At 67.4% G+C, this 14423-nt stretch carries 10 protein-coding genes; 7 read left to right on the forward strand and 3 right to left on the reverse strand.

All coding sequences use genetic code 11. The features are described from left to right. Window positions 1–223: 223 nt before the first annotated feature. From E7V67_022130 to rffA, 5 genes are all read left to right on the forward strand, one after another. The gene (locus E7V67_022130; protein ID WUR12374.1) at window positions 224–2230 is read left to right on the forward strand and encodes a hypothetical protein; all 2007 of its coding nucleotides are present in this window, start codon (window positions 224–226) and stop codon (window positions 2228–2230) included. A gap of 93 nt (window positions 2231–2323) precedes the next feature. Next, window positions 2324–4336, forward strand: coding sequence for a hypothetical protein (locus E7V67_022135; GenBank protein WUR12375.1), 2013 nt, complete (start codon window positions 2324–2326; stop codon window positions 4334–4336). A gap of 42 nt (window positions 4337–4378) precedes the next feature. Further along, entirely contained in the window at window positions 4379–5326 is a 948-nt protein-coding gene (locus E7V67_022140) for a glycosyltransferase family 2 protein (GenBank protein WUR12376.1), read from the forward strand. Further along, window positions 5319–6026: a GNAT family N-acetyltransferase gene (locus tag E7V67_022145; GenBank protein ID WUR12377.1), complete on the forward strand. Its 708-nt coding sequence runs from the start codon at window positions 5319–5321 to the stop codon at window positions 6024–6026. The genes E7V67_022140 and E7V67_022145 overlap by 8 nt, the downstream gene beginning before the upstream one ends. Beyond that, on the forward strand, window positions 6023–7153 hold the full coding sequence (rffA, locus tag E7V67_022150; protein WUR12378.1) for a dTDP-4-amino-4,6-dideoxygalactose transaminase: 1131 nt from the start codon (window positions 6023–6025) through the stop codon (window positions 7151–7153). Before E7V67_022145 ends, rffA begins: the two co-directional genes overlap by 4 nt. Window positions 7154–7204: 51 nt before the next feature. On the opposite strand, the gene E7V67_022155 is transcribed toward rffA, so the two are convergent. Further along, entirely contained in the window at window positions 7205–8695 is a 1491-nt protein-coding gene (locus E7V67_022155; protein ID WUR12379.1) for a DEAD/DEAH box helicase, read from the reverse strand. Between the two features lie 199 nt (window positions 8696–8894). On the opposite strand from E7V67_022155, the gene E7V67_022160 reads away from it, so the two are divergent. After that, window positions 8895–12035, forward strand: a complete 3141-nt coding sequence (locus tag E7V67_022160; GenBank protein ID WUR12380.1) for a diguanylate cyclase — start codon at window positions 8895–8897, stop codon at window positions 12033–12035. A 1-nt stretch (window position 12036) separates the two neighbouring features. Beyond that, the gene (locus E7V67_022165; protein WUR12381.1) at window positions 12037–12210 is read left to right on the forward strand and encodes an oxidoreductase-like domain-containing protein; all 174 of its coding nucleotides are present in this window, start codon (window positions 12037–12039) and stop codon (window positions 12208–12210) included. Between the two features lie 104 nt (window positions 12211–12314). Here the strand turns inward: E7V67_022165 and E7V67_022170 are convergent, their stop codons facing one another. Both E7V67_022170 and E7V67_022175 read right to left on the reverse strand, forming a co-directional pair. Beyond that, complete coding sequence (locus E7V67_022170; protein ID WUR12382.1) at window positions 12315–12512, reverse strand: hypothetical protein; 198 nt, start codon at window positions 12510–12512, stop codon at window positions 12315–12317. Window positions 12513–12562: 50 nt separating this feature from the next. Further along, window positions 12563–14284: a methyl-accepting chemotaxis protein gene (locus E7V67_022175; GenBank protein WUR12383.1), complete on the reverse strand. Its 1722-nt coding sequence runs from the start codon at window positions 14282–14284 to the stop codon at window positions 12563–12565. Between the last annotated feature and the right edge of the window lie 139 nt (window positions 14285–14423).

The following is a 14423-nucleotide window of genomic DNA, read 5'->3' on the forward strand; positions in this document are numbered from 1 at the left end:
GTTTCTCAGAAGCACAATCTTACTGAAAACGCAACGAGGGATGGTATACTACCCTCCCTTGTTTGCCGCCTTGTTCCGTACCCAGTAGCGCGCCCTGTACTGCCCCCCGCGCAGCCAGCAGCGTCGCCACGCGTGGGACGCACGCTTTTCCCGAGATCGATATCGACATGCTTCGACTGTTTTTCCTTTACCGCGTGGTCTCGCCGTCGCACGCGCAGGCGTCGTGCTGAGCCCCGCCACCGCCTGGTCGAGAAACGGCGAAGCCATCCTGAAGGCGCTGCTCGTCGCCAATCTCGGCCTGCTGCTGTTATTCCTGGCCTGCGATTACCAGCTGATCTTCCATTCCGATTCCGCGGTGAAGAACCTGCTGGCCCAGGAGATCGTCGAGACCGGCCGCTTCTTCCCGCCCGAGTGGAGCTACGTCAACAAGGATCTGTGGATACTGTATAACCATGTCCTCATCGTGCCGCTGCTGGCCTTCCTGCCCAACGGCTATGGCGTGCATGCGCTGGCCGGCTGCGTGTCGGCGTTGCTGATCCTTACCGGCGGCTGGCTGCTGACACGCATCCTGGGCGCGGCACGACGCGGCACGCTGGCGGCGCTGGTCGTGCTGAGCGCGGGCCTGTCGACGATGATGGCGGAACACGTGTACGGCCAGGCGGCCTACGGTGCAATGTTCTGGATGGGCAGCTTCCTGCTGTACGGCTACTGGAGCCAGTTGCAAGGGCGCGTGCGCCCCGCCTGGATGGCCGTGATGGTCCTGCTGACGCTCGTGGTCTGCTGGAGCAACCCGCAGCGCGCGCTGGTCTATAACGTGCTGCCGCTGCTGGCGGCGGCCGCGACCCTGTACCGGCTCGACCGGCTGGCCGGCACTCCCCGCGTCGCGCACTGGCGTACCCTGGGCGCGTTCCTGCTGGCCTGCGTGGCCGGCGTGGCCTTGCATGCGGCGACGCTGCGCGGGGTGCGCGTCACGCTGGGCGCCTCCGAGCTGGTCTGGCGCGACTTCCCCGGCATGCAGGCCAACCTGCTGGCCGTGCTGCGCTCGACGATCGCCCTGCTGGACGGACTGCCGCACCTGGACAGCAAGGTGGTTTCCCCTGCGGGCGCCTACTGGGTGGTGCGCCTGCTGGCCGCGCTGGCCGCGCTGTACGTGCTGCCACGCACGCTGCTGCGGCTGCTGGGCAGCGCGCACCGGGGGCGTGCCTTCGCGGCCGCCTTCGTCGCGGCCGCGCTGGCGCTGACGCTGATCCTGATGCTGACCACGTCGCTGACGGACGTGCAGAATCCCGATGGCTCGGTACGCTACATGGTGCCGGCCCTGCTGGGGCTGCTGGTACTGGCCGCCGCCGCCATCGCCGACCGCCTCGATGGCATCGACACGGCACGCGGCGGCGCGCTGCTGGTGCTGACCGTCCTGGCCACCAGCGCGCCGACTTCCTACATGCTGCCCTGGCTGCAGCTGCCCGGCAAGCCGCCCGTGCTGGGCGTGCCGCTGGCGGAAGCACGCCTGATCGGCTTCCTCGAACAGCACCAGCTGCGCTATGGCTACGCATCGTTCTGGCACGCCGGCAAGCTGACCGTGCTGGCCAATCATCGCGTGCGCATCCGCCCGGTCGATATCAGCGACGGCCTGCCCGTGCCGGCACGCTGGCTGTCGTCGCAGCGCTGGTACCAACCCGACTATTACCGTGGCCCCGTGTTCGTGCTGCAGGCCCCCGGCGAGCCGACCATCGATACCGCCGCCCTTGCACGCCACCTGGGCACGACCGTGCGTCTGCTCGACTTCGACGGCTGGCGCATCGCCGTATTCGGCCGCAATCTGGCCGAGTCGCCACGCTGGGACGACCAGGTGCGTCAACCGGCTGACTACCCTGTGGCGGCAACTACCCCGCATGGCATCGGCACATTCGATCCGGATCTCCAGGCGCTGGTGGCCCCGGCCGGCGCCGCCGGCCTGCTGCATGCAGGGCCGTCCCGTGTGCTGGCGCCAGGCACCTATGAGGTGCGCTTCGACCTGGTGGCGGACGCCGCCGCCGGCGAGCTCGGTGTCGTCGAGGTCGTGGGGCGCAAGGCACGCTTCGGCGTGGCACCCGTGACCGCCGGCGTGCAGCCGGTGCTGCGCTGGCGGCTCGACAAGAGTGCAACCGACGTCGAATTCCGGGTCCTCAGCAATGGCCGCGCCGGCCTTGTGCTGCGGGGCATACGCCTGAGCCGCGTGGGTGACCAATGACCAACACCCGCACTTTACAATCTGTAGCAAATTAAACATCCACCTGCTTGTCCGCCAGGCGGACAATACTGCCGAACTGACAAACCAAGAATAATGTCGACCACTTTCAACATCAGCCGCAGCCGGATGGAGCGGCTGCTACCCTGGGTACTGGCGCTCAATCTCGCGTTGCTGCTGTTCTTCCTGGTATTCGATTACCAGGTCATCCTGCATTCCGATTCCGCCGTGAAGAACCTGCTGGCACAGGAGATCCGCGAAACCGGCGAATACTTCCCCAGCGAATGGAACTACGCCAACGGCGATCTGTGGGTATTGTTTACCCACACGTTCGTACTGCTGTTCCTGCCGTTCCTGCGCAACGGCATCGGCTTGCACATCCTGTCGGACGTCGTCACCGCCGCGCTGATCCTGGCGGGCGGCTGGGCGTTCATGAGCCTGCTTCAAGTGACGCGGGCCGCGCGGATTGCCGGGCTGTGCGTGCTGACCGGCGGTATCTCGGTATTGATGGCGGAACACGTGTTCGGCCAGGCCGCCTACGGCTCGATGTTCTACGCGGGCGCGTTCCTGCTGTACTGTTATTGGCAACAGCTGCACGCGCCGCGGCGCTACTGGTGGTGGACACTGGGCACGGTGCTGCTGTGTGCGCAGCTGTTCTGGGCCAATCCGCTGCGGGCCATCATCTTCTATGCCCTGCCGCTGCTGGCAGCGGCCGCGGCGCTGCGCCTGGCCCGGCCAGCCGGTGTCGACCTGCGGCCCCACGTGCGCACCGCGCTGCTGTTCCTGCTCTCCGCCGCGCTCGGTACCGCGCTGCATCTCGCAACGATGAGCACCGTCCGCAACCTCCCCGCACCAGCGTTGGCCTGGCTGGATTTCGACGGCGTGCTGCACAACCTGAAGGTCACCGCCTACGGGCTGTTGATCCTGTTCGACGGCATGCCGCGCTGGGATGCGGCAGTCGCCAGTCCGATGGGTGCGTATCGTGCGCTGCGCTTCGTTGCCGCCCTTTCCCTTCTGTACCTGATGCCGCTAACCGTTTATCGAATGACGGCGACGGGCCACCCGGGCCGCATGTTCGTCGCGGTGTTCGCCGCCATTGCCGGCGCGCTGAACCTGCTGCTGCTGCTGACGACATCGCTAGCCGACATGGCAAGTCCCGACGGTGCCATCCGTTATCTGGTGCCGTCACTGCTGTGCATGCTGCTATTGTTGACGGTGGCAGCGGTCGATGGCCTGCACTGCACGCCACGCGAACGCGCGGTCGGCCTGGCGCTCGTCGCGGTGCTGGCTACCAGCAGCTTCGTCAGTTACACCTTCCCGTATCGCCAGTTCTACCAAGTGCCGCCGGCATTGAAACTGCCGACCCAGGCAGCCCGCCTGGCTGCTTTCCTGCAGCAGAACCAGCTGCGGTACGGCTACTCGTCCTTCTGGAACGCCGGCAAGCTTACCGTGCTGAGCGCCCAAGCCGTGCGTGTCCGGCAAGTACTGTTCGAACGCGGGTTGCCGATGCCGATGCGCAAGTTATCGTCGAATCGTTGGTACGACGCCAGCTACCATCACGGCGAGACCTTCCTTCTGCTGCAGGAAAGCGAACTGAAGCAGGTCGACCTGCCTGCACTGTCAGCCCGCATCGGCGCTCCCGTACGTACGCTGCGCTTCGAAGACTGGCATGTGATCGTCTTCAACCGCAACCTGGCCGAGATGGCGGAATGGAACCGCACGCTGGCGCGGCCGGCCCACTATCCCGCCAGTGGCGAAACGCCACACCTCGTCGGCACCCTCCAGGGCGACAGCCTAGTCGCCGCGCCCGGCGAGTCTGGCGTGCTGACATATGGCCCCGGTCGCATGCTGATGTCGGGTCGCTACCAGGTCACGTTCGAAGTGGAGCGTGCCGGCACGGCCGACGATTTCGGGTATGTCGATGTCACGGCCGACGCGGGCACGCGTGTCCTGGCGCGTGGCGAGTTGAGCGAGGCTGGCGGTAAGCCCGTCGTGCTCACCTTCGCCACCCCGGTGGAACTCTCGGGCGTAGAATTCCGCGTCATCGCCAGCGGCAAGGGCCGCGTCGCGATGCGCGGCGCCCACATTGTCCGCTTACCGCAACAATAACAATACCTGACCGGCCGCCGCTGTCGCGGCCGTGGAGCAAGCATGAGCAAACCACTGATTTCCGTCGTCATTCCCGTCTACCGGGCCGAGAAAATGCTCGACGAGTTGTACCGCCGCCTGAAGGTGGCCATCGAGACCGTTACGCCGCACTTCGAGATCGTACTGGTGGAGGACTGCGGGCCGGATCGCTCGTGGGACGTGATCGAGCGTCTGGCCGCGGCCGATCCGCGCGTCGTCGGTCTGCAGTTCTCGCGCAATTTCGGCCAGCACTACGGAATCACGGCGGGCCTGGACATCTGCCAGGGCGATTGGGTGGTGGTGATGGACTGCGACCTGCAGGACGCGCCAGAGGAAATCCCGCGCCTGTATGCCAAGGCGCAGGAAGGCTACGACGTGGTGCTGGCGCTACGCGGAGAACGGCGCGACCCGCTGCTGAAGCGCTTCACGTCGTGGCTGTTCTACCGCCTGTTCAGCTACCTGGCCGATATCGACTTCGACGGCGACAGCGGCAATTTCCGCATCATGTCGCGCAAGGTCGTGCGCAACTTCACCAAGATGCGCGAGCAGCTGCGCTTCTTCGGCGGCCACGTGCAGTGGATGGGCTTTCCCACTACCGGCATCCGCGTGCAGCACGCCGAGCGCATGGAAGGCACGTCCAGCTACACGTTCGCGAAGCTATTCAAGCTGGCCTCCGACACGATTATCGCCTACTCCGACAAGCCGCTGCGCATGGCGGCGCGGCTGGGGCTGACGATGGCCGGCATCTCGTTCCTGTTCGGCAGCTTCCTGCTGGGCCGCGCGTTGCTGCAGGGCTCCCCGGTGCCCGGCTGGAGCAGCCTGATCGTGTCGCTGTACTTCATCGGCGGCCTGATCATAGGCATTCTCGGCATCATCGGCGTCTACCTCGGCAAGGCCTTCGACGAGGCCAAGAAGCGGCCCTTGTACATCGTGCGCCGCATGACGCCCAACGCGGGGGAAATGGATGACTGAGGCCCCCCTGCTGCAGCCCTCGCCTTACGACAGCGCCGCCTTCGGCATCCCGGCCTGGGAACTGCTGGCGTACTCGCCCGCCGCGCTGGCCGCTGCAGACGCGCATGCGGGCCTGCAGACGATCAAGGTCGACCCGCTGGCCGACAAGGCCCTGCTGGAGCGGCACCGCTTCCACTACTGCGACACGCTGCTGGCCACGCGCGCCACGCGCGAGCGGCTGCGCGCCGTGCCGGCCCGCGCCGGCATCGCCATTGCCCGCATCGACGCGCGCCATGCCGATTCCGCCGCGGCGCTGGCGATCTGCCACGGCGCCTTCGCGCACGGCCGCTTCCAGCGCGACTTCATGCTGGAGCGTGCCGGCGCCGACCGCCGCTACGACAACTGGCTGGGCCAGCTGCTGGCGGCAGGCGACGTCTGGGGCCTGTACGCCGAAGACCAGCTAGCCGGCTTCATCGGTCACGCCGGCGCCTGCCTCGCATTGCACGCCGTCGCGCCGGCATTTCGCGGCAGGGGACTGGCGCGGCACTGGTGGCACCTGGCCGCCAGTGCCCTGTTCGAGGCCGGCCACGCCGAAGTGACCAGCTCCATTTCCGCCGCCAACGTCGCAGTACTGAACCTGTACGCCTCGCTCGGCTTCGCATTCGATCACCCGCAGGACGTCTACCACCGCATCGTTCCTGAAAGGACCCCGGCACCATGAATTCCACCATTCCCTTCAACAAACCCTTCATGACGGGCCGCGAGCTGTGGTACATCGCCCAGGCCCACACCAACGGCCACCTGTCCGGCGACGGCGCCTTCACCAAGAAGTGCCACGGCTGGCTAGAACAAAACACGGGCAGCGCGCGCGCGCTGCTGACGCATTCCTGCACGGCCGCACTGGAGATGGCGGCGCTGCTGGCGGAGCTGAAGGAAGGCGACGAGGTGATCATGCCGTCCTACACCTTCGTCTCCACGGCCAATGCCTTCGTCATGCGCGGCGCGGTACCGGTGTTCGTCGACATCCGTCCCGACACCCTCAATATCGACGAGACCAAGATCGAGGCCGCCATCACGCCGCGCACGAAAGTAATCCTGCCGGTGCACTATGCCGGCGTGGCCTGCGAGATGGACACAATCATGGACATCGCGCGCCGCCACGACCTGATCGTCGTCGAGGACGCGGCACAGGGCATCATGTCGACCTACAAAGGACGCCCGCTGGGCTCGATCGGCCACATGGGCGCCTACTCGTTCCACGAGACGAAGAACGTCATCGCGGGCGAAGGCGGCGCGCTGCTCGTCAACGATCCCGTGTACGCCCAGCGTGCCGAGATCATCCGCGAGAAAGGCACCAACCGCAGCCAGTTCTTCCGCGGCCAGGTGGACAAGTACACCTGGGTCGACATCGGCTCGTCGTATCTGCCGGGCGAGGTGATCGCCGCCTTCCTGTGGGCCCAGATGGAAGAGGCGGCCAACATTACGGCACGCCGCCTCGCGCTGTGGCAGCAGTACCATGAATTCCTGATTCCGCTGGAAGAGCGCGGCGTGCTGCGCCGCCCCGTCGTGCCAGAAGGCTGCGTGCACAATGCGCACATGTATTACATCCTGCTGGAATCACTGGAACAGCGCAGCAACGTCATCGCCAACCTGAAACAGCAGGGCATCAGCAGCGTGTTCCACTACGTGCCGCTGCACAGCGCACCGGCGGGCACGCGCTTCGGCCGGCCAGCGGGGGCGCTGCCGCACACCGAAGGCTTGTCCGAACGCCTGCTGCGCCTGCCGTTGTGGGTCGGCCTCGAGCCCGAGATGCCGCGCGTACTGAAGGCGCTGCTCGAAGCGGTCTGACGGCCGCGCCGGGCGAAAAAAAAACGGTGACAGTCACCGTTTTTTTACTCGTCAGTTCTTCGGCAACCCACCCAGCAGGGCCGCGATCTTCTGCTTCGGCTTGGCCGGTGCCGGGCCCGTGGTCGCTTCCGGCGTGGCCGGGCGCGTCGAGCGGGTCGGCTCGTAGGGCTTCAGGAACCAGGGATCGACCTTGTCGCGCCGTGGCGACGGGCCGTTCGGGCGGCCGTAGCGTTCGCGTTCGCCACCACGTTCGCCGCCGCGTTCGGTGCGCGGAGCGCGCTCGCCACCGCCGGCGCGGTCGCCTTCGCGGCGGGCCGGACGGCGCTCCTCGGCGCCGCGCGCCGAGGGGCTGAAACCCTGCAGCTCGCCGCGCTTGATGGTCTGCTTGATCAGCTTCTCGATGTCGGCCAGCAGGCGCTCGTCCTTGTCCGAGTAGATCGAGATGGCGTCGCCCGAGGCGCCGGCGCGCCCGGTGCGGCCGATGCGGTGCACGTAGTCTTCCGCGTTGTACGGCAGGTCGTAGTTGACCACGCACGGCAGGTCGGAGATGTCCAGGCCGCGCGCCGCCACGTCGGTGGCGACCAGCACGTCGATCTCGCCGCGCTTGAACGCTTCCAGCGCGGCCATGCGCTCCTGCTGCGTCTTGTCGCCGTGGATGGCGGAGGCCTTCATGCCGTCCTGCTCCAGGCCGCGGGCCAGGCGCGATGCGCCGATCTTGGTGTTCGAGAACACGATCACCTGCTTCATCTCGCGCGAGCGCAGGATGTGGGCGACGGCGTCGCGCTTGTGCTCTTCAGGCACTTTGTAGACCACCTGCGTGACCTTGTCGGCCGTGGCGTTGCTGCGCGCGACCTCGATCGTCACCGGGTTGTTCAGGAAGCTGTTGGCCAGCTTCTTGATCTCGGGCGAGAACGTGGCCGAGAACATCAGGTTCTGGCGCTGCTTCGGCAGCAGGTTGATGATGCGCTGCAGGTCGGGCAGGAAGCCCATGTCCAGCATGCGGTCGGCCTCGTCCATCACGAACATCTGCACCTGGCCCAGCGAGATCGTTTTCTGCTCGATGTGATCGAGCAGGCGGCCCGGCGTGGCGATGATGATCTCGACGCCGTTGCGCAGGATCGCCGTCTGCGGTTTCATGTCGACGCCGCCGTACACGACGGTCGAGCGCAGCGGCGTGTGGCGCGAGTAAGCGGCCACGTTCTCGGCCACCTGCACCGCCAGCTCGCGCGTGGGCGTCAGCACCAGCGCGCGGACCGGGTGGCGGGCCGGGCTCATGCTGGGGTTGGCGTGCGCCAGCAGCAGCTGGATGATGGGCAGCGAGAAGCCGGCCGTCTTGCCGGTGCCGGTCTGGGCCGCGCCCATCACGTCGCGACCCTGCAACACGACAGGAATCGCCTGCGCCTGGATCGGCGTCGGGTATTCGTAGCCCTGGTCGGTCAGGGCGCGCAGGATGTCGGCAGACAACCCGAAGTCGGAGAAACGCACCTGGGCGGGTGCCGCAGGCTGGACGCCAGAGGCGGAAGGGGTTTCGATTTCAGACATATTCTGGGGCGGCGGAATCAACCGCCATGCTTTCTACGTTACGAGGGAGACTGCACGGCTGGCCGCCGCGATTTCGGTGATGCGCGCATGCAACGGTCACAGCGGCCAACCCCGGATAATACCCGTTTCGCACCACATCCGCACAGTTCCTGGCATTCTACAGGAATTTTATTGCATAAAAGGAATGTATAATCGCGAAATGCACCGATCCGACATCATCTCCCCGCCGCCCGCATTGCGCTTCCCCTTGCGCTCCGCCCCACGCCTGTCCGTCCGTACGTTCGTGCTGTTGCTGCTCGGCCTGCTGATCGTCGTTCTGGGCGCGACCGCCGCCCTGTCGCAGCCGGCGGCACCGCCCACCCTGCGCTTCAAGCAGCTGGGCCCGCTCGGCAACGACGAGCCGTCGATCCTGTCGCTGCTGCAGGATCGCCAGGGCTTCATGTGGATCGGCACGCACGTCAACGGCCTGTACCGCTACAACGGCTACCACGCCGTGCGCTATACGAGCCGCAGCAACGACCCGAACAGCCTGCCGCACGACCGCGTCTCGGCGCTGTACGAGGACCGCCAGGGCCGCATCTGGGCCGGCACCCAGAACGGCCTGGCCCGCTACAATCCGGAGACCAACAACTTCACCGTGTTCCGCGCCGAGCTGGGGCCCAAGAACCGCGGCATCATCAAGGCCATCATTTCGGACGGCAAGGACGGCATGTGGATCGCCAGCTGGGGCGGCCTGCAGCACTTCGATCCGGCCAGCGGCAAGTTCGTCGTGTACGCGCACGACCCGGCGCTGCCGGGCAGCCTAGCCACTAACGACGTCAACGCCATCGCGCTGGACGCGAAGGGCGGCGTCTGGGCCGCCACCTGGCCGGGCGGGCTCGACTACCTGCCGCCGGGCGGCAAGGCATTCGTCCACCATGCCGTCGACCTGGCCGAGAAGCCCGACCCGCGCCGCAACATCGTGCGCGCGCTGCAGTTCGACAAGGCCGGCGCGCTGTGGATCGGCACCGAAAGCGGCGCGCTGCGCTGGGACCCGGGCACGCCGTGGTCGGCCCGCAAGGTGCTCGTCACGCCGAACAGCCGCGTCAACAGCTTCTATATCGACCGCCAGGGCACCTTGTGGGCCACGACCCTGTCGGCCGGGCTGCTGCGCTGGGATGCCCGCATGGAGCGCTTCAGCCAGTTCTCGCACAACCCCAGCGACCCGTTCTCGCTGCCGGGCGACAACCTGCGCGCGCTGGCCCAGGACCGCGGCGGCATGCTGTGGGTGGCCTCGTTCACCGATGGCATCAGCCTCGTCAACCTGAACAGCGTCGGCTTCACCCGCTACGTGCCGCACAGCGCCGACCAGACCGGCACGCCCGGCACCAATGCCGTGCTGAGCATCGCGCGCGCGCCGGACAATAAACTCTGGCTGGGCGGGAACGTCGGCCTCAGCCTGTTCGACCCGGCCAGCAACAAGGTGGTGCGACGCTACGTTTCCGACCCCTCGCAGCCCGGCACCCTGACGCAGAACATCGTCTACTGCCTGTACCAGGACCCCGAGGGGCCGCTGTGGGCGGGCACGTCGAATGGCCTGAACCGCCTCGACCAGGCCGACGGCAAGTTCAGCTCCGTGCATTTCGGCGACACCGCCAGCGACTACATCAACGCCATCGCGCCGGGCCGCGGCGGTGTGCTGTGGCTGGCCACCGGCAACAGCCTGATCCGCTACCTGCCGGCCGCCGGCACGTGGAAAATCTATCGCAACGATCCCAACGATCCGGACACGCGCAGCGTCAACGGCACCTCCGTGGTGCTGGAGGACCGCAGCGGCCGCGTCTGGATGGGGTCGGAATGGAACGGCGGCGGCCTCGACCTGCTGGACCCGAAGACCGGCAAATTCCAGCACTTCGTGCAGGACACCACGGTGGCGGACGGCCTGGCCGACGACAACGTCTCCAGCCTGCACGAGGATTCGCTCGGCCGCATCTGGGTCGGCACCTCCAAGGGCCTGCAGCAGGTCATCCTGCGCGACGGCAAGATCGGCTTCCGCTCCTACCTGGACGCGACGCACGGCGCCAAGATCCTGTCGATCCGCAACGACCTGGACGACAACCTGTGGGTCAGCACCATCGCCGGCCTGTACCGCATCGAGCCGGCCACCGGCAAGTCGCTGCAGTACACGGCGGCGGACGGCATGACGGACGGCTTCACGATCAATTCCTCCGCGCCAGGGCCGAACGGCCTGCTGTACTTCGGCGGCGTGCACGGCATGACGGCGATCGCCCCGCGCGACGTGCGCAGCCCGTCGGTGGCGCCGCAGGTGGCCATCACCGACATCAAGGTCTACAACCATTCGCTCAGCGACGCGCGGCCGCAGCCGGGCGTGAAGCTGGAAGGCGCCGTGACGGCGCCGCGCCGCCTGACCCTGTCGCCGCCCGCCTCCGGCTTCTCGATCGAGTTCGCGGCGCTGCACTACACGGAACCGGGCCTGAACCGCTACGCCTACCGGCTGGAAGGCTTCGACGCGGACTGGGTCGAGACGGATGCCACGCGGCGCGCGGCGACCTACACCAACCTCGATCCGGGCCGCTACGTGTTCCGCGTCAAGGCCGCCAACCATCGCGGCGTGTGGAACGAGGACCCGGCCGCGCTGATCGTCACCGTCACGCCGCCGTTCTGGCAGGCCTGGTGGTTCCGCACGGCGGCGGTGGTGCTGGCCGCGGCGATCCTGTGGGCGCTGTACCGCTGGCGCGTGCGCCGGCTCACGCAACTGAAGGCGGCGCTGGAACGGGTGGTGGCGCAGCGCACGGCCGAACTGGAACAGTCGAACCTGAAGCTGGCCGCGCTGTCGACGACGGACGGCCTGACGGGCATTACCAACCGGCGCGGCTTCGACACGCAGCTGGCGACCGAATGGCGGCGCGCCGCCCGCACCGGCCAGCCGCTGGCCTTGCTGGTGCTGGACGTGGACTACTTCAAGAAGTACAACGACCGCTACGGCCACGTCGCGGGCGACGCCTGCCTGCGCACGGTGGCCGAGCTGCTGACGCGCCATGCGCGCCGCACCACGGATCTGGCGGCACGCTATGGCGGCGAGGAATTCGTGCTGCTGGCGGCCGCCACGGACGCCACCGACGCGATGCAGACGGCGCAAGCCATCTGCACCGAGCTGGCGGGCCTGGAGGTGGAACACGACGAGTCGCCGTTCGGCCGCGTCACCATCAGCATCGGCGTGGCCGTGCAGGTGCCGCACGAGCATGGCGATCCGGACGACCTGGTGCGGCGCGCCGACCGCGCGCTGTACCGCGCCAAGATCCGCGGCCGCAACCAGGCCATGCTGGCGGCGGAGCACTGAGATGGCGACGTCGGACCCGCGCCCGGAACCACCCTCCCGGCCGGACCTGGAGGACTGCTGCCGCGGCGGCTGTACCGTCTGCGTGTTCGACGTGTATGAGGAAGCGCTGGCGCGCTACGAAGCCGCGCTGGCGGCGTGGCTGGCGCGGCAGGGGTCTGTCCCCGACGGGGACTGACCCCGAAGTCCACAGCGTGGCGAGGCCTGTCTGCCCGTTCGGCAAAAGGGCGACAAACTTCGGGGTCAGTCCCGGCGGGACAGACCCCAGGCATGGCCGCCTGTTCAGGCCAGCGCCTCGCGCGCCGCCTCCTCCGGCGTCAGCGCGGCGCAGAACTGGTCGGTGAACCAGTCGATCTGCTCCTCGATATGATCCTGGGCCTCGCGCACGGTGGCCCCGGCCGCGACCAGGAAGCCTTCCACTTCGATACACCACTGGATGAATTCGCGCGTTTCCTCGTCCAGTTCTTCTTTCTTGGCCATACGTTTCCCATTTCGCTGCAAAGCGGCCATTGTAAGCCACGGGTCACTGCTCAGAATTCCTCCCACTGGTCCTCTTGCGGCTGCGCCTTTGCCGGCGCCTTGGCGGCGCCCAGCGCCGGCCGCGGCGCGGGCTTGGGTGCCGCCTGCACCACCTTGGGTGCCGACGCCGCCACCACGGCGCTGCGGCGCGGCGCCGGCGGCGGCACGATCACACCCGCCGCCTGGGCATTGATGCGGAACACGCCGACGATCTGCGCCAGGTGCGCGGCCTGCTGCTGCATCGCCTCGGCGGCGGCGGCCGACTCCTCCACCAGCGCCGCGTTCTGCTGCGTGGTCTGGTCCATCTGCACGACCGCCTGGTTGACCTGCTCGATGCCGGAACTCTGCTCCGTGCTGGCGGCCGTGATCTCGCTCATGATGTCCGTCACGCGCGTGATGCCGGCCACGATCTCGGCCATCGTGCTGCCCGCTTCGTTGACCAGGCGCGAGCCGGCATCGACCTTGCCGACCGAGTCGTCGATCAAGTGCTTGATGTCCTTGGCCGCGGCCGCCGAGCGCTGCGCCAGGTTGCGCACCTCGCTGGCGACCACCGCGAAGCCGCGTCCCTGCTCGCCGGCGCGCGCCGCCTCGACGGCCGCGTTCAGCGCCAGGATGTTGGTCTGGAAGGCGATGCCGTCGATGACGGAAATGATGTCGACGATCTTGCGTGACGCCTCGTTGATGGCAGCCATCGTGCCCACCACCTCGCCCACCACGGCACCGCCACGCACGGCGATGCTTGATGCCGATTGCGCCAGTTGGTTGGCCTGACGCGCATTGTCGGCGTTCTGGCGCACGGTCGATGTCAGCTCCTCCATCGACGATGCCGTTTCTTCCAGCGCGCTGGCCTGCTGCTCCGTGCGGCCCGACAGGTCCTGGTTGCCGGCCGCGATCTGGCTCGACGCGGTGGCGATCGTGTCGGTCCCCGCGCGCACCTGCGCCACGAGGCCCTGCAGCTTGCTCGTCATGTCGCGCAGCGCCGCCATCAGTGCGCCCGTCTCGTCCTGCGAGCGCACCGTCAGGTCGCGGGTCAGGTCGCCGTCCGCCACCGCACGGGCGGCCTCCACCGCCTCGCCCAACGGCCGCGCCACCATGCGCGCCACCCACAGCGCCAGCGCGCTGCCGGCCAGCGCCGCCAGCAGCAGCAAGGCGATCGACAGCGTGCGCGAGTCGCGGTACAGCGTTTCGGCCAGCTCACCTGCACGCTGGCCGCCCTCGACGTTGAGCTTGACGAGCTTGTCCAGCGCCGCGTTGGCATCGCCCAGAATTTTCGCGGAATTGCCCGCCGCCGCCGCGCGTGCCTCTTCTTTCAGGTTCTGGCGCGACAGCGCCACCACCTTCTCGTGCTCGGCCAGGAACAGCTGCCAGTTGCGGCTGAAATCGTCATAGATGGCCCGTTCCTCCGGGCTGGAAATCAGCCTCTCGTAAGCCGCCGCGTTGGCGCGCTGGTCCGCCAGGGTTTTCGCCATGCGTTCCTCGTACGTGGCCAGCGACGTCGGCACGTCGGTCAGCATGTGCGCCAGCTGCCAGCGGCGCAGCTCGCCCACGTCGGTGCGCAGCTGCATCACCGTGCGCACGCTCGGCATCCAATTCGTGGCCAGCTCGGTGGAGGCATCGTTCATCCGCCCCATCGACCGGATGCTGGCCACGCCCATGATCAGCATCAGCAACTGGACGACACCGAATACCAGTAACAGCTTCGGGGCAATCTTGAGATTCTGAAACCATTTCATGGCATCTCCTTTTTTCTTGTTGGCAAACGCCAGCGCATGCGGCGTGCGGTCAGCATGCCACTTTGGGACGAACGACGGAGCCACGTAGCAAGATGGCGGCACGCCACCGTCGCGCTCGCCACAACGGCGCGAGCCGGCT

It is taken from the genome of [Empedobacter] haloabium, assembly GCA_008011715.2.
Taxonomy (GTDB): Bacteria; Pseudomonadota; Gammaproteobacteria; order Burkholderiales; family Burkholderiaceae_D; genus Rugamonas; species Rugamonas haloabia.